The organism is Halomonas sp. YLGW01 (assembly GCF_014840935.1).
Classification (GTDB): domain Bacteria; phylum Pseudomonadota; class Gammaproteobacteria; order Pseudomonadales; family Halomonadaceae; genus Onishia.
Map to the genome: position 1 here is coordinate 2,027,198 of NZ_CP062005.1, position 20,955 is coordinate 2,048,152.

The 20,955-nt window shown below is 64.4% G+C and carries 19 protein-coding genes; 11 read left to right on the plus strand and 8 right to left on the minus strand.

The window, feature by feature from the left end; all coding sequences use genetic code 11:
• Positions 1-15 precede the first annotated feature (15 nt).
• The 4 genes from IEJ03_RS09415 to IEJ03_RS09430 all read right to left on the minus strand — a co-directional run bounded on the left by IEJ03_RS09415 (position 16) and on the right by IEJ03_RS09430 (position 4,564).
• Positions 16-1,914, minus strand: coding sequence for an EAL domain-containing protein (locus IEJ03_RS09415; RefSeq protein ID WP_192034619.1), 1,899 nt, complete (start codon positions 1,912-1,914; stop codon positions 16-18).
• A gap of 1 nt (position 1,915) precedes the next feature.
• Complete coding sequence (locus IEJ03_RS09420) at positions 1,916-2,392, minus strand: molybdopterin-dependent oxidoreductase (protein WP_192034620.1); 477 nt, start codon at positions 2,390-2,392, stop codon at positions 1,916-1,918.
• A gap of 430 nt (positions 2,393-2,822) precedes the next feature.
• Positions 2,823-3,464, minus strand: coding sequence for a methyltransferase domain-containing protein (locus IEJ03_RS09425; protein ID WP_202884362.1), 642 nt, complete (start codon positions 3,462-3,464; stop codon positions 2,823-2,825).
• A gap of 338 nt (positions 3,465-3,802) precedes the next feature.
• The gene (locus IEJ03_RS09430) at positions 3,803-4,564 is read right to left on the minus strand and encodes an SDR family NAD(P)-dependent oxidoreductase (protein ID WP_192034621.1); all 762 of its coding nucleotides are present in this window, start codon (positions 4,562-4,564) and stop codon (positions 3,803-3,805) included.
• A gap of 258 nt (positions 4,565-4,822) precedes the next feature.
• Between IEJ03_RS09430 and IEJ03_RS09435 the strand changes: the two genes are divergently transcribed.
• Positions 4,823-6,142: an aspartate aminotransferase family protein gene (locus IEJ03_RS09435; RefSeq protein WP_192034622.1), complete on the plus strand. Its 1,320-nt coding sequence runs from the start codon at positions 4,823-4,825 to the stop codon at positions 6,140-6,142.
• Positions 6,143-6,344: 202 nt separating this feature from the next.
• On the opposite strand, the gene IEJ03_RS09440 is transcribed toward IEJ03_RS09435, so the two are convergent.
• On the minus strand, positions 6,345-7,793 hold the full coding sequence (locus tag IEJ03_RS09440) for a PLP-dependent aminotransferase family protein (RefSeq protein WP_192034623.1): 1,449 nt from the start codon (positions 7,791-7,793) through the stop codon (positions 6,345-6,347).
• 240 nt (positions 7,794-8,033) lie between these two features.
• Here IEJ03_RS09440 and IEJ03_RS09445 point away from each other — a divergent pair, with 240 nt between their 5' ends.
• From IEJ03_RS09445 to yejK, 6 genes are all read left to right on the plus strand, one after another.
• Entirely contained in the window at positions 8,034-8,921 is an 888-nt protein-coding gene (locus tag IEJ03_RS09445; RefSeq protein ID WP_202884363.1) for a transporter substrate-binding domain-containing protein, read from the plus strand.
• A gap of 69 nt (positions 8,922-8,990) precedes the next feature.
• Positions 8,991-9,632: an amino acid ABC transporter permease gene (locus IEJ03_RS09450; protein WP_192034624.1), complete on the plus strand. Its 642-nt coding sequence runs from the start codon at positions 8,991-8,993 to the stop codon at positions 9,630-9,632.
• 9 nt (positions 9,633-9,641) lie between these two features.
• The gene (locus IEJ03_RS09455) at positions 9,642-10,307 is read left to right on the plus strand and encodes an amino acid ABC transporter permease (protein WP_192034625.1); all 666 of its coding nucleotides are present in this window, start codon (positions 9,642-9,644) and stop codon (positions 10,305-10,307) included.
• Positions 10,300-11,061 (plus strand): amino acid ABC transporter ATP-binding protein, encoded by a 762-nt coding sequence (locus IEJ03_RS09460; protein WP_192034626.1) that lies wholly within the window; start codon positions 10,300-10,302, stop codon positions 11,059-11,061. Before IEJ03_RS09455 ends, IEJ03_RS09460 begins: the two co-directional genes overlap by 8 nt.
• Positions 11,062-11,221: 160 nt before the next feature.
• Positions 11,222-11,986, plus strand: coding sequence for a sulfite exporter TauE/SafE family protein (locus IEJ03_RS09465; RefSeq protein WP_192034627.1), 765 nt, complete (start codon positions 11,222-11,224; stop codon positions 11,984-11,986).
• A gap of 155 nt (positions 11,987-12,141) precedes the next feature.
• A complete protein-coding gene (gene yejK / locus IEJ03_RS09470; RefSeq protein ID WP_192034628.1) occupies positions 12,142-13,137 on the plus strand; it encodes a nucleoid-associated protein YejK in 996 nt (331 codons plus the stop codon).
• A gap of 244 nt (positions 13,138-13,381) precedes the next feature.
• Here the strand turns inward: yejK and IEJ03_RS09475 are convergent, their stop codons facing one another.
• Together IEJ03_RS09475 and IEJ03_RS09480 are read right to left on the minus strand one after the other, a co-directional pair.
• The gene (locus tag IEJ03_RS09475) at positions 13,382-13,924 is read right to left on the minus strand and encodes an Hsp20/alpha crystallin family protein (RefSeq protein ID WP_192034629.1); all 543 of its coding nucleotides are present in this window, start codon (positions 13,922-13,924) and stop codon (positions 13,382-13,384) included.
• 196 nt (positions 13,925-14,120) lie between these two features.
• The gene (locus tag IEJ03_RS09480) at positions 14,121-15,440 is read right to left on the minus strand and encodes an erythromycin esterase family protein (RefSeq protein WP_192034630.1); all 1,320 of its coding nucleotides are present in this window, start codon (positions 15,438-15,440) and stop codon (positions 14,121-14,123) included.
• Between the two features lie 159 nt (positions 15,441-15,599).
• Between IEJ03_RS09480 and IEJ03_RS09485 the strand changes: the two genes are divergently transcribed.
• Entirely contained in the window at positions 15,600-16,394 is a 795-nt protein-coding gene (locus IEJ03_RS09485) for a glucose 1-dehydrogenase (RefSeq protein WP_192034631.1), read from the plus strand.
• Positions 16,395-16,533: 139 nt separating this feature from the next.
• Here IEJ03_RS09485 and trxC read toward each other — a convergent pair whose 3' ends face one another.
• Entirely contained in the window at positions 16,534-16,992 is a 459-nt protein-coding gene (gene trxC / locus IEJ03_RS09490) for a thioredoxin TrxC (protein WP_192034632.1), read from the minus strand.
• Between the two features lie 177 nt (positions 16,993-17,169).
• On the opposite strand from trxC, the gene IEJ03_RS09495 reads away from it, so the two are divergent.
• From IEJ03_RS09495 to IEJ03_RS09505, 3 genes are all read left to right on the plus strand, one after another.
• A complete protein-coding gene (locus IEJ03_RS09495) occupies positions 17,170-18,957 on the plus strand; it encodes an ABC transporter transmembrane domain-containing protein (RefSeq protein WP_192034633.1) in 1,788 nt (595 codons plus the stop codon).
• Positions 18,958-19,099: 142 nt separating this feature from the next.
• A complete protein-coding gene (locus IEJ03_RS09500) occupies positions 19,100-19,882 on the plus strand; it encodes a GGDEF domain-containing protein (RefSeq protein WP_192034634.1) in 783 nt (260 codons plus the stop codon).
• 113 nt (positions 19,883-19,995) lie between these two features.
• The gene (locus IEJ03_RS09505; protein WP_192034635.1) at positions 19,996-20,895 is read left to right on the plus strand and encodes an N-acetylmuramoyl-L-alanine amidase; all 900 of its coding nucleotides are present in this window, start codon (positions 19,996-19,998) and stop codon (positions 20,893-20,895) included.
• Positions 20,896-20,955 lie beyond the last annotated feature (60 nt).

The following is a 20,955-nucleotide window of genomic DNA, read 5'->3' on the forward strand; positions in this document are numbered from 1 at the left end:
CGCTTGGTTGAGGATTTATGTCTCCCCATGCATGGACGTGGTCCGTTTCAACAGCACCTGTTCCATGACATCGACAGGCATGGGCTTGGCCAGCAGATAACCTTGCCCCAGGTGACAGCCCAGCCGATTCAACTGCTCCATCTGCTCCGACGCCTCGATACCTTCGGCGGTCACCACCATATCCAGGCTCTTCGCCAGCGAAATAATGGTTCTGATCAGGCTGACCGCCCGGGTATCTGATGCGAGATCGTCAATAAAGCTCTTATCAAGCTTCAACTTGTTGAATGGGAGCTGGCGCAGGTGGCTGAACGAGGAATAGCCCGTCCCGAAATCATCGAGGGCGATCTCCACCCCGAGCTGGCGAAGTTCCTTTACCCTGTCGAGCGAGCCGGCCGTATCCCACAGGCTGGTATCCTCGGTGATTTCGAGCACCAGGGACGAGGCCGCTAGGGAAGCTGAGTCCAACGCCTCTCGTATTGTGGCGACCAGCTCACCGTCCTTGAAGATACTGGGACTGATATTGACGTTGACCTTCAGGCCATCACGCTCGGACAGCTTCCAGCGCTTCAATTGGCGACAGGCCTTGAGGAGCACCCATCGATTAAGGCGCTGAGCAAGACCATGCTTTTCTGCCACGTCGATGATCTCTAACGGACTGATCGCCCCAAACTCCGAGGAGTTCCAGCGCAATAGCGCCTCCACCGACTCGACCGTTTCGCTCCGGAGGTCAAAGATGGGCTGATAATGCAGCTCGAGATGGTCGTGCTCAATCGCCGCCTCCAGCGCCAGCGCCAGTTTTTGACGACGCACGCGCGGTTCATTCAGGCCAAACTCAAAGAGTTGCACCGAGCTGTCCGAGCTTTGCTTGGCATGATACATGGCCGTATCGGCATGGCTTAAGAGTTCTTTCTTTGTGGTCCCGTGGTCAGGATAGAGGCTGATGCCGATACAGGCATGTGGCGACAGGTTTCCATCGGGCAGCTTCACCTCACGAGACAGCGACTGCCACAACAGGGCGGCCATCTGCTCGGGCCCCTCATCGGGCTTGAGCCGCTGAAGTACCACGAACTCGTCACCGCCAAGCCTGGCCGCCACCCCCTGTCGGCCGATGGTGTCACGCAGCCTGCTCGCCACCTCTTGCAGCAATCGGTCTCCCACCTCATGCCCCAAGCTGTCATTGACCGCCTTGAAACCATTCAGATCGATCATATAAACGGCCAGCTGGCTTCGCTCCCGCGCCGCCTGACCGAGATCACTGGCGATCAAGTGATAGAACGACATGCGATTATGGAGGCCAGTGAGCACATCATGATAGGCCAAGCGCCAGTTTCGACGGTTTTCCCGCACGAGCAGGATCAACATCGCCAACCCGCTCAGCATCAGCCCGGCAAGATAGAGATTGGAGCGTAGGCGGATATCCTGAATCATATCGAGCTGGCGCCATACGCTCTCGCCCGAAAAGGTGTCGACATTAACCTCTCGCACCAGCGTGCGATATTCAGACAGCTCTTGCCGGAGCGCCTTGATCGTCGCGACGTCATCAGAACTCAGCGCATAGACCCGTTCTTCCCACTGCTCCAGCTGTGCCTTGAACTCCCGGAGCAACGCCAATACCCCTGGCTGCTCCCTCATTGGGCGACTCACTTCCCCTAGCAGCAAGGAGTCGATTCGACTCCACAACAGCTCGAAGTGAAGCTCGACTTCATCCTCCTCCACCATGCTAGCGGCCAGACCGGTCAGAGCCTGATCAAACTTGAGCAACTCAATCTCCAATTCGGAGCTTTCCCAGCCAATCGACTTGATGGTGCTGGATACATAGCTCACCACTTCCAGGTCCCGGTTATAGCTATACAGGGAGCTGGCGCCGAAGATCAGCGCGATCGCTATGAGTAAGAAGAGTCTGAATCGCTTCATATCACCGCACGGTTAGGGTTTTAAGCTGCCACACCATCATGTCGAGATAGCGCTTCTTACTGTATTGCGGTGAGTCCGACACTGGCAGCATGATCCTGACCGGGCCCTTGTCGCGTATTCTCATCGGCTCGCCATCTCGATGGGTCGCCAGCAAGAGCGGCTCCTGCACCACGGTCTGCATGCCGATATCATGATGGTAGTCGTTCATCGCCGAGGCCCGTACCCGCTCGCCGTCAGCGCCCACGCGCTCGAGCAGGTCCCGTAATAGCACGCCCTGGTAGCGGTGAGGCCCTTCCGTCCAGGGTGTTTCGGTGTCAAAGGCCTGCTGCGGCAAGCCCGAGAGCATCTCGAGATCAAACTCGGCGCGCTCCCCCTCCCCGGCGTTCGCCACATCGATATTGCCCGTCACCGTCAACACCACCCTGCCGGCAGGCTGCGGCAAGGCATCTGCCGCCAGCAGCAGCGAACTCGTCACCATCAGCCAGCTCCCCGCCACGAGGCTGAGAAGAGACCGACATCTTGGTTTTACAGCAAGGGATAGTTGCATGGGGGGCCAACCAGGGCGGCGTTGTATCGAGTATTAAGCTGAAACTAACATTAGTGTAGGAGAAAAATAGTCATTCTTTCGACTTCATGGACGCGGCCACAGGCCTCGCCGGCGACTCAAAAACCCACGATAAAGCCACTATCGGCGCCATTGCCAACTATCAAGGCACTGATTCTTCACGAAGAACCAACCAGTTCGGCAGTGAGCCGCAGGAGTGACATCGGGGAGAGCGAGATCAAGCAAGCCTGGGTGTATGGCCCCGGGAAGAGTGGGCAGCGGACGGAGGTACCGGCCCCCTTCACAAGGGGGCAAACCTTGCGATCACCTCGGCTTCTGTCATCTCGGCGGTGTGGTTGGGGTTCTAAGGTCGGGTAGCGGTCAGGATGAGCACGGGCATCAGGAAATCAACGTCGCCGTCGGCGTTCACGAAGGGCCGCAGGGATTCCTCGGCCTTGTCCTGCAGGCGTTCGAACTCGCTGTCATCGAGCACCCCACCAAGGGTCCAGGCACAGGCGCGCTCGGTGGACACCAGCGCGTCGATGGAGGCGAATCGCACCCGACCGTCATGACGAGCCACGGTGGCCTCTCCGATGCCGGCCTCATCGCATGCCGCCAGCAATAGTGCCGAGTCCCCGCTGGCGAAGGGAGCGCGAAAGGCCTCGACCACCCGTTCGCCAAACAGGCGATGCAAGAGCTCGGCGAAGACGGCATAACCGGGAGAGTGATCCAGGGCGTCGCACACGGCCACCGCCAGGCGGCCAGAAGGACGCAGTACGCGCATCATTTCCTGCAAGGCGCGGGGCTGGTCGGAAAAGAACATGAAACCGAACTGGCTGATCACGGCGTCGAAGGTCTGATCCTCGAAAGGCAGCGCCTCGGCCTGACCGGCCCGCCATTCGATGTCGGCATGCTTGCGCCGCGCCACACTCAGCATTTCCTCGTTGGCATCCAGTCCCATCATCTGGCCGCCGCGACCGACGCGTTCGGCGGCGGCACTGGCCAACAGGCCACACCCAGTACCCTGTGGCCCGGGCCGATACCGGCCGCCTCACTGACGATCGGGCCCCATTGAGCGAACAGCGCCGGCACGAACTGGCTATCGTAAACCTCGGCGGGGTCACGTGATGTCTGCGGAGTATTCATCTCATCGACCCTCGGTGCGCATGCCTTGCACCGATCTTACCTGCACCACTCCCATGACGAGGCACGTCAGGATAGGACCGGGAACCTCCCTGTGCGACGGGAATGGACTTCCTTCAGTGTGACCCCATCTCGTCGATTTCGCCTGTGGAATCATCGCCTCGACACAGAGTGGCGTGGCTGTTTAACCGCCGCCAGGCATCACTCATCATAATCCACGGCAAAAGGGGACCAGGCCTGACGAGTGGGCATGATCTCCATACGATTGATGTTGACGTGGGCTGGCAGGGTGGCGACATGGAACATCTGTTCGGCGATGTCCTCGGCCACCAGCGGATCGGTCCCGCGATAGAGCGCATCGGACGCTGCCTGATTGCCACCGGTGCGCACCAGGGTGAACTCGGTCTCGGACAGCCCCGGCGCGATATCGGTTACGCGCACACCGGTGCCCAGCAGGTCACAGCGCAGGTTGTAGCTGAACTGCTTGACGAAGGCCTTGGTGGCGCCATAGACGTGGCTGCCCGGGTAGGGCCAGTGGCCGGCGATCGAGCCGACGTTGATGATGCTCGCGCCCTCGCCGGTCGCGATCAGGGTCGGCAGCAACGCATGGGTGACATTGACCAGGCCGGTGACATTGGTATCGATCATGGTCTGCCAGTCGGCGAGCGCGCTCTGCTGCGCCGGTGTCGGCGCAAGTGCCAGGCCGGCGTTGTTCAACAGCGCCTTCACGGGACGGAACTCGGCCGGCAGGCTCTCGACCGAGGCGGCCACGGCCTCGGCATCCCGCACGTCCAGCGCCATGATATGCACCGGCACCAGCGGAGCCAGTTCCTCCTTGAGGGCCTCGAGTCGCTCCTGTCGGCGCCCGGTCAGCACCAGTCCCCAGCCGGCCTTGGCGAAGCGACGAGCGGCGGCGCGGCCGAAGCCGGAGGTGGCGCCGGTAATGAAGGCGATATCGGTCATGGTGTTCCTTCCTCATGTTACGTGTGCGGTGAGCGAGCCGAGCAATACGGCAGGCCCTCACCTTAGCCAGAGGCGAATCGCGGCCGGTAGGGCCAGTCCTGCACCGTCGATGTGACATCCTCCTGTCACACCGCCACCTGCGTTCTGGCTCTATTCGAGCGGCGATGGGGCTGCCTAGTCTGTGGCGAGTCAATCGCCAGCCGCCACCCGATGGCGAGCGGCGCGAGCCACCTCTCACTCACTCCGGGGAGCCCCATCATGAATCCCATGACCAACGACGCCGTTTCCGCGCTCGATCAGCAGCATGTCTTCCATTCCTGGTCGCAGCAGAATCTTCTCAACCCGCTGGCGATCGCCGGTGCCAAGGGCTGTCGCCTCTGGGACTTCGAGGGCAAGGAATACCTGGACTTCAGCAGCCAGCTGGTCAACACCAACATCGGCCATCAGCACCCCAAGGTGATCGAGGCGATCAAGGCGCAGGCCGATACCCTAGCCACCATCGCCCCGGCCCATGCCAACGCGACGCGTGGCGAGGCGGCCCGGCGCATCCTCGAGCGGGCGCCCAAGGGCTTCAGCAAGGTGTTCTTCACCAATGCCGGCGCCGATGCCAACGAAAACGCCATGCGCATGGCCCGTGCGATGACCGGGCGCCCTAAGATCCTCTCGGCCTACCGCTCCTATCATGGCAACACCGGCTCGGCGATCGTTGCCACCGGCGACCCGCGCCGTATCCCCAACGAATACGCTCACGGCCATGCCCACTTCTTCAACCCCTTCCTGTATCGAAGCGATTTCTGGGCCGACAATGAAGAGCAGGAGTGCGAGCGCGCCCTCGCCCACCTGCGCCGGGTGATCGAGTGCGAGGGCCCCGGCGCCATCGCCGCTATTTTGCTGGAACCGATTCCCGGCGCCGCCGGCATCCTGGTGCCGCCGCGCCAGTACCTCAAGGGCGTGCGCGAACTGGCCGACGAGTTCGGTATTGTGCTGATCTTCGATGAGGTCATGGCCGGCTTCGGGCGCACCGGGCGCTGGTTTGCCTTCGAGCACTTCGAGGCGGTTCCTGATCTCATCGTCTTCGCCAAGGGCGTCAATTCCGGCTATGTGCCCTGCGGTGGCGTGGTGATCTCCGATGCCATCAGTCAGCACTTCGACGACCGCATGTTCTTCGGCGGCCTGACCTACTCCGGCCATCCGCTGGCCATGGCGTCTATCGTCGCCACCCTGGACGCCATGCAGGACGAGGGCGTGGTGGCAAATGCCGACCGGGTCGGGAACGGCCCGCTGGCTCAGGGACTGGCCGGCCTGGCCGAGCGTCATGCCATCGTCGGCGAGACCCGCGGCATCGGCGTCTTCCATGCCCTGGAGCTGGTCAGCGACCCGGCCAGCCGCACGCCCCTGGCACCCGACGCCGTGGCCGATATCCGCGGCCGACTACTGGATCGCGGCCTGATGCCCTTCGTTGGCGGCAACCGCATTCATGTCGTGCCGCCCTGTATCGTCAGCGAGGCCGAGGTGGCCACAGGTCTCGCGATCCTCGATGAGGTGCTCGGCGACGCCTCACGCAAATACGTCAATTGACCCGCAGAGCCGTTGCGGGCCCTGCGATGAACCCCATCATGCTCCCGTGATGAACCATACCCCGTGCCATGACAGCCCGCTGTAGCGGGGTGTGTGGCGCGGGGCATGTGTGGCACCGGTCCTGGTTGACCAAGGCTTCGTTCGCCAGCGCAGGTGTCTCGCCGCCCTGGTTCCTGTCTTGCCTACACTCTCGGTTGCTGCCTCACAGCAGCGAGGCCAGCCGCTGGATACCGGGCACGATGCGCCCGGCCTCGATGGCACCGAAGCCCAGCCGCAGATAATGGCGCGGCGGTACCCGATCGAAGAAGTGCTGGAACCCAGGCTCGATCAGCACCCCCTGCTGCGAGGCCTGCCAGGCTAGGCGCTGGGTATCCACGCCCTGGGGCGCGCGCAGCCAGAATACGCTGGCCTGATCCTCGCTGACCCGATGGCACTGGGGCAGGTAACGACCAATGGCCTCATCCAGCAGGCTCCAGCGCTTGCCCATCTCGGCCGAGAAATCCCTGAGATAGCGCTCGTAGTGGCCCTGAGCGATGAACTGGGAAAGCTGCTGCTGAAGGCTTGAGGGCGGATGACGATACATCAGCCGTCGCAGTGCCCGCAGCTCATCGATCAGCTCGGCATCGGCGACCAGATACCCAAGCCTCAAGCCAGCCGAGAGCGGCTTGGACAGGCTGCTCATATAGATGACCCGTGATCCGATGCGGCTAGCCTTGAGCGCCGGCTGGGCATGGCTGTTGAAGTTGATCTCGGCGTCGTAGTCGTCTTCCAGCAGGATCTGGTCATGCTTGACCACCTGCGCCATCAGGGCCTCGCGGCGCTCACGGCTCATGGTGACCCCTGTCGGCCCCTGGTGGCCGGGCGTCACATACAGGTAATCGCACTCCCGGGCGGCCTCATCCAGACACATGCCTTCCTGATCGACTGGCTGATAGCTCAGTCGCGCGCCTTGCCGCTGGAAGACATTGACCGCCTCCCGGTAGCCCGGGTTTTCCACCGCCACCCGCGTCTTCTGGTCACACAACAGCTGCGCCAGCAGGTAAAGGGCATTCTGCGACCCTAGGGTGATCAGGATCTCGTCGCTGCGGGCATGGATACCCCGCTTGGGCAACACTCGGGTACGCAGCTGCTCGATCAGGGTCGGATCATCACGATCGTAGCTGTCGTAAAGCCAGTGGCGCTCGCGCTGGCTGCCGAGCAGCCGTCGCGAGGCTTCGCGCCATTGCTCCAGCGGGAAGAGCCGGGTATCCAGCTGACCGTAGACGAAGGGAAATTCGAAATCCTGCCAGTTGCTGGGGCGCAGGACGCCCTGCAAGTGACTGGGGCGGTGGGTGAGCCGTTCGCCCCATGATGGTGCATCACTGGGGCGCGGCTGCTCCGCGGCCAGGCCACCGGCGTCCCGGTAGGCAGCGTGCAGGAAGTACCCTCTGCGCGGCCGACTGACCAGGTAGCCATCCTCCACCAACCCCTCATACACCAGGGCCACCGTATTGCGGGACACGCCCAGCGACTGGGAGAGCCGGCGACAAGACGGCAAGGGCTCCTCAGCGGGCAGGGTACCGGCGAAGACCGCTCCCAGCAGTGCCTCGCGCAGCTGCTCCTGCAGGCTGCGCTGGTGATCAAACTCGAGTCGAAAACATTGACCGGACATGGCGCGCTCCTGACGATCGATTACGCGCTAATTTCATGCAATTTTTACACCACAAAATCTGGTTCAGCGCTTCGCTGTCACAACCACGTCGACAATCTGACCCTATGACCAAAGTTGAAGCCTTCATTAGGGTGGATGACAGCCAGCCGGCTGGAGCCTGCTCTCAGCCCCCTGGCAGGGCCACGATCACGACAGGCCCACTCAGACACCGCCCCGACAACAATTAAGGTGGAAGACAAGATGGCAATCTCATCCCGTAATAGCCGCATCCCGCAGCGCTTCTCTCGGCTGATGGCCGCCACCCTCGCCGGCACCTTCCTCGCCCTGTCGGCCACCAGCCAAGCTGCCGACATGAGCGACATCGAGAGCCAGGGCCTGAAGGTCGCGACCGAAGACAACTACGCCCCCTTCAACTTCATCACCAACGGCGATGCGGTCGGCTTCAATGCCGATATGTTAGAAGAGTTGAAAGCCTATGCCGACTTCGAGGTTTCCCAAGAGATCCTGCCCTGGACCGGCCTGCTGGCGGCCGTTTCCACGGGGCAATACGACATGGCCCTGACCGGGGCCTTGGTGTCCGACGAACGGCTGCGGGTCTTCAACTACACCCCGCCCTATGCCTCCGCCCAGCACTTCTACATCAAGCGAGCCGACGACGACCGCCTGACCAGCGTGAAGGACCTGAGCGGCATGACCGCAGGGGTCCAGGCCGGTAGCGCGCTGCTCACTCGCCTGCCGGAGCTCGAGGCCATGCTCGAGGAGAGCGGCGGTGAACTCGGCAAGGTAGTGCAGTACGAGTCCTACCCGGAGGCCTTCGCCGACCTGGCCAATGGTCGCCTCGACTACGTGGTCGACTCTGCGGTGCCGGCCAACGCCCTGGTCGCCTCCAAGCCGGACCTGTTCGCCAAGGGGCAGGCGGTATCCGGTGCGGGCTACGTGTCCTGGCCGATTCCGAAGAACAACCCGGAACTGCTCGCGTACATGACCGACTTCCTGAATGAGATGCGAGAATCCGGACGCCTGGCGGAGCTGCAGCAGAAGTGGTTCGGCGAAAGCTTCCCCGACCTGCCCACCGAGACGCTGACCAGCGTCGAGCAGTTCCACGAGCTCGCCGGCCTGGCCGACTGACCCGACTCCGCCCTGCCCATGGCCCGGCCACGCCGGCCATGGGCCCCGCCCAACAAGGGGAGTGACACCATGGACGCTAGTGCATGGCAAATGCTGCTGGAAGGGGCCTGGACCACCGCCTGGATCTGCGCCGTCTCTATCGTCATCGGCGTGACCGCCGGACTGCTCATCGCTCTCGTGCGCATCGCCAAGATACCCGTCATCGATCAGCTGCTGGTGATCTATATCAGCATCGCCCGGGCCACCCCGCTGGTTACCCTGGCGCTGTTCATATTCCTGAGCGCCCCGACGCTGGGACTGGGCATCGACCGTAACCTGGCCGGCATCCTGGCATTGAGCCTCAACACCACGGCCTTCAACGCCGAGATCTGGCGCAGTGCCTTCCGCAACTTCTCGCGGGAACAGACCGAGGCCGCCATGGCCGTGGGCATGACGCCTTGGGTCCGCTTCCGACGCATCATGCTGCCGCAGATGCTCATCACCAGCCTGCCGGGCCTGGTCAACGAGATGTCGTTCCTGATCAAGGGCAGCCCCGCCATCGCCGTGATCGGCGTGGTGGAACTGACCCGGGTGACCAACCGCATCTCCGCGGTGACCTACGAGCCACTGCCGCCCATCCTCGCGGCTGCGGTCATCTACATGCTGGTGATCGGCGCCCTGGTATGGGCGCAGCGTATCGCCGAACGGCAAGCCAACCGACTGGCCATGTAAGGGGAACGCATGAACAACTGGGAAATCCTCTGGGATGCTCGCGAAAAGCTCTGGAACGGCTTCCTGAGCACCCTCGAGATCTTTGGTCTCTCGATCTCGGTGGCCTTTCTGATCGGCTGCGGCGTGCTCTACCTGCTTGAGGGCAGTCGGCCCCGTCTCGCCGCACCGCTGCGCATCTTCATCGACACCATGCGCACCCTGCCCTTTCTGATTCTGGCCTACCTGCTCTACTACGGCCTGCCGACGCTCGGCATTCGCCTGGACGCCTGGTGGGCCGGAGTCGGGGCCCTGGCCGTCTATCACGGCGCCTACTTCGCCGAGATCATGCGCGGCAGCCGGCTGACCTTTCCGCCCGGTCAGGTGGAGGCCGCCGTAGCCCATGGCTTCACCCGCAGCAAGATGTTCTTACGACTCATCCTGCCGCAGGTCGTGATGCAGACGCGTCCGCTGCTGGGCAACCAGCTGGTGATCGCGCTCAAGGACACCGCCTTCCTGGTCATCATCACGGTTCAGGAGCTAACCGCCACCGCCAATAGCCTCTCGGGCACCTACTTCATTCCCACCGAAGCCTTCATCGTCGTCATCGGCTTCTACTGGGCGGTCAGCATCGTGATGGAAATCATCATCAAACAATGTGGGCGTTTCAGCGCCAAGCGGGGATTCGACAATGTCTGATACGCACGCGGTATCTATCCGCCACCTGTCCAAAAGCTTCGACGATGTCGAGGTCCTCCGTGATGTGACCCTGGACGTCAAGAAGGGCGATGTGGTCACCATCCTGGGGTCGTCGGGGTCGGGCAAGTCCACCCTGCTGCGCTGCATCAACTGGCTGGAGCAACCCGACCACGGCAGCATCCACATCGCCGGCGAGCGCATCGGCCGCAACGAGAACGGACGTCCGATGGCGACGCGCGACCTGGCGCGGGTCCGCGCCAAGACTGGTATGGTCTTCCAGAGCTTCAACCTCTGGCCCCACCTGAACGTACTGCACAACGTCACCGAGGCGCCGATCCATGTTCAGGGCAAGTCCAAGGCCGAGGCCGAGACCCTGGCTCGTTCGCTGCTCGAGAAGGTCGGCATGGCACACAAGGCCGACGCTTACCCCAGTACCCTGTCCGGTGGCCAAAAGCAGCGTGTCGCCATCGCCCGTGCTCTGGCCATGCAACCCGAGGTGATGCTGTTCGACGAGCCCACCTCGGCGCTGGACCCGGAGCTGGTCGGCGAGGTGCTGGCGGTGATCAAGGACCTGTCCGCCGAGGGCTACACCATGGTGATCGTCACCCACGAGATGGCCTTCGCCCGGGCGGTCTCCGATCAGGTGGTGTTCCTGGAGAAGGGCATCATCATCGAAAAGGCCGAGCCGGAAACCTTCTTCACCCGCTCGAGCTCACAGCGGGTGCGCCAGTTCCTCGAGCGCACCGAGGCCTGAGCCGAGCGCCCAGGCCAGGGCTCGCTCTCTTGCTAAGGCCCGCCTCGCGCGGGCCTTGGCGCCGCTGTCTATGACGGCTGCCCGCCTTGCCCCTATTCATCGGACGCTCGGACAGGGACAATACGCGGTTTTCTGACGCTTCCTGCCCGAGACCCACGCCATGCAACTCTGGCAATACTTCGCCATCTTCCTAAGTCTGGCCCTCGCCAGCTATGTCCAGACCCTCACCGGCTTTGCCTTCGGCTTGATCGTCATGGGGCTCCTGACGGCTCTCGAGGTGCTGTCCATCGAGAGCGCCGCCCTGCTTTGCACTCTGCTGGCCTTGTTCAACAACACCATGGCGCTTCGCGGGCACTGGCGCGACATCGACCTCGCATTGCTGCGCCGCCTGCTGCTGTTCGGCATGCTGATGCTGCCGGTGGGCTACTACCTGGCAATCTGGCTGGGCGAGTCTCGCGCCCCCTTGCTGGGGATGTTGCTGGGGTTCGTGATCCTGATCGCCTGCATCGCCCTGATGCGCTCTCCGGAACCCCGCGAGACACGCTCGCCGACCTGGCAATTTCGCCTGGCGGGGATGCTGTCGGGGCTGATGGGCGGCCTCTTCGCCGCCAATGGTCCGCCCCTGGTGGTGATGCTCTACCGCCAGCCGATGACCTTGATCGCGATCCGCTGCACCCTGCTGGGCACCTTCTTGATCATGGGGCTGGCGCGCATGGGGTTCTCGCTGGTGTCACCCGGCCGCGCCGGTGAACAGCTCCACGAGCTGCTGGTGTTGGGTGGCATCGGTGCCGTCGTGGTCGCCATCGTCACCGAGCTGGCCAGGCGGCTACCGCCGCCGCTAAGCGATCGCAACTTGCGTCGCACTGCCTATGCCATCCTGCTGCTGGCAAGCCTCAACCTCATCTACAAGGGGCTGACCGCCTGAACGCGATATCGACTGCACCAATGTGAAAAACGCAGGCCACGCCATGACTTGAGCCCGAAACCTCCTGTACCTGACGCATCCACGGCAGCGGGTGGACCAGCCGAGGGGCATCATGCGGTATCATCGCGGCCCCATGTCCGAGCCAAGGGTCAAAAATGCCGATTCTGACTAGCATCGTTCACACCATCGACAAGGCCGGCAGCGACGCCCCGGCGACCCTCAGGCCCGCCACTGCGGCCAGCGCCGAGAGCCCCGCCATGGGCGAACTGCTGGCCGGCCTCAACAAGGCCTATCACGGCAAGGCCAAGGCCTGGGGGCGCTTCGCCGAGGGCGAGGACGCCGGCGACTTCGCCCCACGCCTCGCGGCCTTCCTGGCGGGCGACCAGGACTTCGTGACCTTCACCCGCGAGCTTGCTGAGCGGGTCACGGCACTGGTCGACGACCACCTGCCGCTCGGCGGCCAGCTGCTCATCGCCCATGAGCGCACATGCGATACGGAATCGCTGATGCTGGCCCTGCTGCACCCGCGCCAGGGCTTCGCCATCGATAACGAGCAGCAGGTGGTACCCGCCAGCCAGCTCAACCTGACTCAGCCCTCACTGGCGGCTCGCATCAACCTCACCCAGTGGCAGGACGCCTCGCCGTCTCGCCAGTACCTGTCCTTCCTGCGCGATCGCGGCGGCAAGAAGCTCGCCGATGATGTCGCCACGTTGCTGGGCGCCCAGGAGGGCGTGGACGCCTCAAGCGAGACCCGCACCCTGCTCAAGGCGTTCAGCGACTATGTGGAGCAGGAAGACCTGCCCGAGGAGCAGAGCCGCGAGAAGACCGATGCGGTGATCGACTATGCCAGCGACCAGGCCAGCCGCGGCGAGCCGATCACCCTCGACGAGCTCTCCGAGCTGGTCGACGAGCAGCAGCCCAAGGCCTTCTACGACTACATTCGTCAGCAGGACTACGGCCTGGCGCCGGAGATCCCGCCGGACAAGCGAGCCCTTAACCAGTTTCGCCGCTTCACCGGCCGGGCTGGCGGCGTCTCGATCAGCTTCGACTCGCACCTGCTGGGCGACAGTGTGGAATACGACGCTGACCAGGACCGGTTAATCATCAAGAAGGTGCCCAACCAGCTGCGCGACCAGCTCAAGCGGAGCTAACCCCCGAACGACGGCTCAGCACCTCGAGAGCGGCCCCCTCTTGCCCCACGTCAGCCTCGGCCCACCCGAGGTTGGCTACCCTGCATTCAGAACCTGCCTCGTTGCGCAGACTCGCGTGCCGGATGGCGAAGCCAGGCGGGCATGCGAGACCCTGGTGGGCAGCGTAGAGACGATGAGCGACAAGACTCGCCAGGCCTGGTTTCGCAAGCTGCGCCGCCTGACATGACACCTGGCGCCCAAGTACCTACTTGATCTCGACCTTGCGCCGGTTGGCTTCCTTCTGCTTGGGCAGGGTCAGTTCCAGCACGCCGTCGTTGAAACTGGCCTCGGCCTTGTCGGTGTCGACCTCGCAGGGGAGCGACAGGGTCCGGGAATAGCTTTTCTGGGAGATCTCGCTGCGGAAATACTCGCCGGTCTCCTCCTTGGTTTCCTGCTTGCTCTCGCCCTTGATCGTGACGCTATCCTCGGTCACCGAGATGTCCAGATCCTCGCGCTTGATGCCGGGCAGCTCGGCCTTGACGATCAGTTCGGCATCCCGGTCGATGACATCGACCTTCGGAAGGTCCTGTTGCTCCAGGTGGCCGAAGCGCTCCCAGAGAGGATGCTCGCGGCGCCACATGGACGGCATCCAGCCGCGCTCGAACATCTTGTCGAACATGCGCTCCATTTCATGGAACGGGTTCAGTGCCTGGTGCTGGGGCTCCGTCAGCGCCTGGTCCGGCTCAGCCGTTGCCTTGTTCACCGCGGCGCTGGTCGGGTTGATGTGCTTGACGTTCTTCCTGGCCATGGTGTGTCCTCCTCGAAAAAGGCCCAATACCCATCAGGAAAGCTAGTCTGCGTCCGTCAACGGCTCGTTGACGTGTATCAAGAAGACAAGGGCCAACGGGAGCGCGGGCCCATTTTCAGTCGCCGGCATGAGCTCCGAATGGCCGATAGAGAAGAACAGCTTCATGATTCCGCCTGCCCGCCCTCAGCCGCCTATCTCATAGGCCGAAGGGATAGGTCTCGGGCACCTCCTCCTTGCGCCAGGGGCCGCCGGTGTCGAAGGGCTCGACCGCTGTGGTCTCGTCGAGATGGAAGACCGCATCGAACTGCCTGGCTAGCGAGGCGCGGAAGTAGTGGCTGCCCCGCTCCGTCTCCGGACGATAGATCACGCCGATGGCACGCTCCAGCAGCGGTTCATCGAGCGGCTCCGCCGCAGCGCCGGCCAGCGGCAGATAGAAGCGGTCCAGGCCGCTCTGGTGAAAGAGCCCCTCGTAGCTGTCCTGGCGAGCCGGGCGCACCCAGCGATGCTCGACCGGCCCATCCCAGTCGCGGGCGGCGGCCACATGGCCGGTGTAAGTGGTGAACCCGACCAGCAGCACCCGTTCGGCACCGAAGCGCTGGCGCGCCAGCTGGCCGATGTTGTGCTGGCCCCGCGCCCTGCCCATCTCGGTGGCACGGGCGTCGCCCAAGTGGGAGTTGTGCGCCCAGACCACCACCTTGCCCATCCCGCCCTGGCGGCGCAGGTGGTCGTGCAAGGCGGCCAGGGTCTCGGTCATGTGGGTATCCCGCAGGTTCCAGGTATCGACCCGGGAGCCGAACATCTCGCGGTAGTATTCCTCGGCGTGGACCACCACCCGCGCATTCTGCTCGGCGAAGAACTGCGCATCGGCCGCCCGCCGACCATCGGCGCTTAGGTAGTCCGGGGCCTTGTGAAGCAGCTCGATCAACAGCCGGATGGAGGCCGCCTCGCAGGAGGGGGTGAGGCCGAAGGCCACATCGCGCCCGTAGTGGAAGGGATCGCCGTGATGATCGAGACAGGCATAGCTCTCGCGGGCACGCTTGGCCTGCTCGGCGTCGATGCCTTCGAGGTAGGCGATCACCGCCTCGGCACTGCGGTGCAGGCTGTAGAGATCCAGGCCATGAAACCCCACCGGCGCCCCGGACCTGGCCGCGTTATGGTCGGCCAGCCAGGCGATGAAATCGCCCGCCTGGGCATTGCGCCACATCCACTGGGGAAAACGCTGGAAGTCGCCGAAGGCCTCGAGCAACGTGTCCTCGCCCTCGCCGGCCACGAAGCGGTTGAGGCGCAAGGCATCGGGCCAGTCGGCCTCGACCAGCACCGCCTCGAAGCCCGCCTCCTCGATCAGTCGCCGGGTGATCTCGCCGCGCAGGCGATAGAACTCGGCGGTACCGTGGGAGGCCTCGCCGAGCAGCACGAAGGAGCGATCAGCGACGCTTGAGAGCAAGGCATCGTAGTCGCTGGGACGCTCCTCGAGTCGCGTGGCAAGCTGGCGGACACAGGCAAGCGGCGTCACCATGAGAAAGCCCTCCCCACCCTTGTGAGCATGCCTTGAGTCTAGTCGCGGACCACGCCTCGACGGTCCGGCAACTGATCGTTCCTTGATGTGGGTCAGGCGCTTGCGTTGTCCGCAGGCACGCCGCAGGGTAAGGCCATCCGAACTTGAGGAGAGCAGACGATGAACAACGGCAAGGTGGTCTACATCACGGGCGGCGCCCAGGGCATCGGCCGAGGCATGGCGCTTGGCCTGCTGTCACGCGGCTACCGAGTCGTGATCGCCGATCGCGATCGAGAAGCCGGCGAGGCGTGCCTGGCGGAACTCGCCGAATGCGTGGAGGGGGCAGCGGCCCCTGGCGACCCCGAGGCCCTGAGCTTCCAGCAGGTCGACGTGTCCGACGAGGACCAGGTCAAGGCCAGCCTCGAGGAGACCCTGACGCGCCACGGGCGACTCGATGGGGTAATCAACAACGCGGCCCTCGCCGACCCCTTCCTGGGGCCCATCGAGTCTTTGACGCTTGAGACCTGGCACAAGGTGCTCGACACCAACCTGACCGGCGCCTTCCTGACCACCAAGCATGCGGCACCGGCGCTACGCAAGCATCGTGGCGCCATCGTCAATATCGCCTCGACCCGGGCGCTGCAATCCGAGCCCGACACCGAGGCCTATGCCGCCAGCAAGGGCGGCATCGTGGCGCTGACGCATGCCCTGGCGATGAGCCTGGGTTCAGCGATTCGCGTCAATGCCATCAGCCCGGGATGGATCGAGGTCGGCGAATGGCAAAAGCCCTCGCGCCGACAGGCCGCCGAGTTGAGTGACGGCGATCATGCTCAGCATCCCGCCGGCCGGGTCGGCGAGCCACGCGACATCGCGTCCATGGCGGCCTTCCTGCTTTCCGATGAGGCAGGCTTCATCACCGGCCAGAACTTCGTGGTCGACGGCGGCATGACCCGCAAGATGATCTATGCCCTCTAGATCTATGCCCTCTAGATCTATGCCGACTAGCTCTTGCCCGCCGGTCACTCCGGCAACGCGAACCTGTTGCATGCCGTCATGAGGCCATCGGGGCATCAGCACGCACTCACCCCTGCAGGTGCTCGTGGCCTAATAGCCCTCATAACAGATGCGGGGCCAGCCACTGCTTGAGCTGAGGGCCCTGCATGACGCCTGCCTGGCGGGCGACTTCCCGGCCGCCCTGAAACACCGCCAGGGTCGGAATGCTGCGGATGTTAAAGCGCCCGGCCAGCGCCTGCTCGGCGTCGGTATCCAGCTTGGCAAAGCGCATGCGTGGTTCCAGCTCACCGGCTAGCTGGGCGAAGATCGGCGCCATCGCCTTGCAGGGCCCGCACCAGGCGGCCCAGAAATCCACGACCACCGGCAGGTCGCTGCGGTTGACCACGGCATTGAAGTTGCCGCCATTGAGCTCGATCGGCGCGCCGGTGAACAGCGCCTGCTTGCACTTGCCGCAGCGTCCCTGGGCCAGTCGGGCGCGAGCAACCCGGTTCATGGCGACGCAATGGGGGCAGGCAAGGGTCAGGGTGTCCGCGGATGAGTCCGTCGTTGTATCGGCCATGAACGCTCCTGAAGTCGATGAAGGGGAAATTGTCAGTACGGGTTAGGTCGTTGGTAATATGGTCACGAGACGCATCTCCTTCAAGAGGCCTTCACCGGACCGCGTCGCCGCAGACCTCTCACCGCGTTCATCACTCGATCGCCACTCTCCATGCCCAGCCGAGGCCTGACACCCTCCATGACATCACGCCCGCATCCCCGCATCCTGCTGCGCCTGCTCTCGCTGCTGAGCCCCTATCGCACCCGCCTGATGCTGGCGGGCCTGGCCCTACTGGTGGCCTCGGGCAGCGTGCTGCTGGTCGGCCAGGGGCTCAAGCTGGTCATCGACCAGGGCTTCATCGCCGAGGATGCGGCGCGCCTCAATCAGGCGCTGCTCGGGTTGCTGGCGATCGTGGCCCTGCTCGCGGGGGCCTCGGCGCTGCGCTACTACCTGGTCACCTGGATCGGCGAGCGGCTGGCCGGCAATCTTCGCCGCCAGGTCTTCGATCATCTGCTGACTCTCGAGCCGGCCTTCTTCGAGCAAGAGGCGACCGCCGCCGACGAACCCCGCCATGGCGGGGCCGGCGAGATCCAGTCGCGACTGACCGCCGACACCAGCGTGCTGCAGAGCCTGTTCGGCTCGTCGCTGTCGGTGGCGCTGCGCAACCTGCTGATGCTGATCGGCGCGGTAGTGATGATGGTCGCGACCCAGCCCTGGCTCTCGGCGCTGGTGCTGTTGGGCATTCCCGCCACGCTATTGCCGATCCTGTGGTATGGCCGCCGGGTGCGGCGCCTGTCGCGATCGAGTCAGGATCGGGTGGCGGAGCTTGGCCGCTATGCCGGCGAGGCGCTGACCGGCATCCGCACGCTACAAGCCTTCGGCCACGAGCCCATTGACCGTCGCGACTACGGCACCCGGGTCGAAGAGGCCTTCTCCACCGCCATCGATCGCACCCGTCAGCGGGCCTGGCTGACCGGCATCGCCATGCTGGTCGTGTTCACCGCCGTCGGCCTGATGCTCTGGCAGGGCGGCCATGCGGTGCTCGCGGGCGACATGAGTGCCGGCGAACTCTCGGCGTTCGTCTTCTATGCGGTGCTGGCTGCCGGCGGTGTGGCAGCGCTAGCCGAAGTGGCCGGCGACGTACAGCGTGCCGCCGGCGCCGCCGAGCGGCTGCTGGAGTTGCTCGATGCCCGCCCGGCCATCACGGCCCCGGCCACTCCGCGAGCACTGCCCGCTAGGGTCGAGGGTGCCATCGGCATCGAGGCGGTGCGCTTTGCCTACCCGAACCGCCCCGACGCTCCGGCGCTCGATGGCATCGACCTGAGCATTCGCCCCGGCGAGCGAGTGGCGCTGGTCGGGCCCTCCGGCGCCGGCAAGAGCACCCTGCTGCACCTGCTGTTGCGCTTCTATGACCCCCAGGCCGGCCGCCTGACTCTGGATGGCATCGACCTGCGCGAGCTCGCCCCCCAAGCACTGCGCGCGCAGCTGGGGCTGGTCGCTCAGGAGCCGATGCTGTTCTCGGGCTCCGCTGCCGACAACATCCGCTACGGCAAGCCCGAGGCGAGCCTCGACGAGGTGCGCGATGCCGCCCGGGACGCCAATGCCCTGACCTTCATCGAGGCCCTGCCCCGGGGCTTCGATACGCCGCTGGGGCCCGGTGGCGTGCAGCTCTCTGGCGGCCAGCGCCAGCGGCTGGCGATCGCCCGGGCGCTGCTGCGGGATCCGCGGGTGCTGCTGCTGGATGAAGCCACCAGCGCGCTGGATGCAGAGAGTGAACGCGTCGTGCAGCAGGCGCTGGATCGCCTGATGCGCGGGCGCACCAGTCTCGTGATCGCCCATCGCCTGGCAACGGTCATCGCCGCCGACCGGCTGCTGGTCTTCGACCAGGGCCGCCTGGTGGCATCGGGCAGCCACGCCGCCCTGCTGCAATCCAGTGCGCTATATCGTCAGCTCGCGACCCTGCAGTTCACGCCGGATCTCTCCTAGACGAAATCAAATGACGCCTGTCGTCACTAAAAGTAATAAAACGTGATTAAAGGTGTGGTCATTCCTGCCGATCATTAGCGTATTAGATAAAACATGCATGTCAGATGTCGTCGCCAATCACGGACAAGGACGATCCGATCCCATGTCTATTGCGCTACTCCTGCCCATGGCTGCCTGCTCAGTGGCACTCGCCGCCTGGTGGTGGGTCGAGCACCTCTATCGACGCCCGCTGAAACGGCTGATCAATCACCTTGACGCCGTCGAGCCCCCCGCCATCGGTGAGGCCTTGCCGAGTGGCCCAGCCCCTCAGGGGACGCTGATCGACCAGCTGAACCAACGGATCATCCGTCTCAACGACATGAACCATCGGTTACAAGAACAGGCCATCAAGGACCCGCTCACGGGACTCGGCAATCGGCGCCTGCTGGAGCAGCGCCTCGACATCGCCCTGCCGCTCAGTCGACGCTGGATGCATACCATCTCGGCACTGGTGATCGACGTCGATCATTTCAAGGAATACAACGACCTCTACGGCCATCAAGCCGGCGACGAATGTCTTGTCGAGATCGCCAACGTGCTGCGTGACACCTTTCGCCGCGAGACCGATATCGTGGTCCGCCTGGGCGGGGAGGAGTTCCTGGTGGTGCTGCTCGATGCAGACGAAGACGAGGCCGTCGGCCTCGCCGAGGCCATGCGCGGTATGCTGCAGGCGGTAGGTATCGAGCATGAGGCCTCCAGCGTCGCCGACGTAGTCACCGTCAGCATCGGTGTCGCCGTGACCCAGACCGGCGAACCCCTCAGCCTCGATGCCATGATCGCTACCGCCGATACCGCCCTCTATGCCTGCAAGGCAGCCGGCCGTAATCGAGTGATCAGCCGACCGGTCTCGCCGTCCGACGACACGGCAATCCCTTCGATCGCCTGACCGGAAGGCTCGCCCTTGTCGTCACTCGAGCTATCATGGGGAGTCAGTGGCCGCGCCTCCCTGGCGATGCTCCCCTAGCTCTCCGGTCTCTCGACGGCAAAGGCCAGACTGCCATGATCCGATGCTTTGCCATCCTGCTGCTTGCCCTGGGGCTCGTCGCCTGCACCGGCCCGGCCCGGGAGCAACACGAGGGTTACCGAGTCGATCATCGCCATGTCGCCATGTCCCATTCGAGCCGCGTGCGCCACCTGGTGATCCACTACACCGATGCCGATGAAACCAAGTCTCTTGTCGCCCTCACCGGCCCAAGCGTCAGCAGCCATTACCTGATTCCCCCGCCCCGCGACGGCAAGCCGCCTCCGGTCTACCAGCTGGTCGAGGAAACGCGGCGGGCCTGGCATGCCGGTGCCAGCGGCTGGGCCGGTCGCGAGAACCTCAACGACACCTCCATCGGCATCGAGATCGTCAATGCCGGCCCAACGCTGACCTTCGCCTCACTCGAGGCCGCGCTGGCCGCCGATGCACCCATCACCTGGGCGTCCTTCCCAGACGCCCAGATCACCGCGCTGATCGCCCTGGCCCGGGACATCATCGCCCGCCACGCCATTTCCCCCACCGCCGTGGTGAGTCATGCCGAGATCGCCCCGACTCGCAAGATCGACCCGGGGCCCGCTTTCCCCTGGCAACGGCTTCACGCGGCGGGCATTGGCCCCTGGCCGGACCCGGCCCGAGTCGCCCGCCATCGCCGCCACTTCGCCAAGGCCCCGCCCTCGCTGGAGCACCTGCAGCAGGGGCTCGCCGCCTGGGGCTTCGCACTGGCGGCCACCGGCCGGCCGGATGCGACCACTCGAGGGGCGCTGCGCGCCTTCCAGATGCGCTATCGCCCCGACGACTACCGGGGCCTGCCGGATATCGGCACCGCCGCGCGGCTGTGGGCGCTGCTCGAGGAATATCGTCCCGAAGCCTATGCCAGGCTCCTCGAAAGCGCTGACTCCCTGGCACCCGCCCCTTGAGGCGCCGGGATTGGCGATGCGCGTCGCCCCTGCTAGGGTCGCGACTACCGCTCCCGCCGA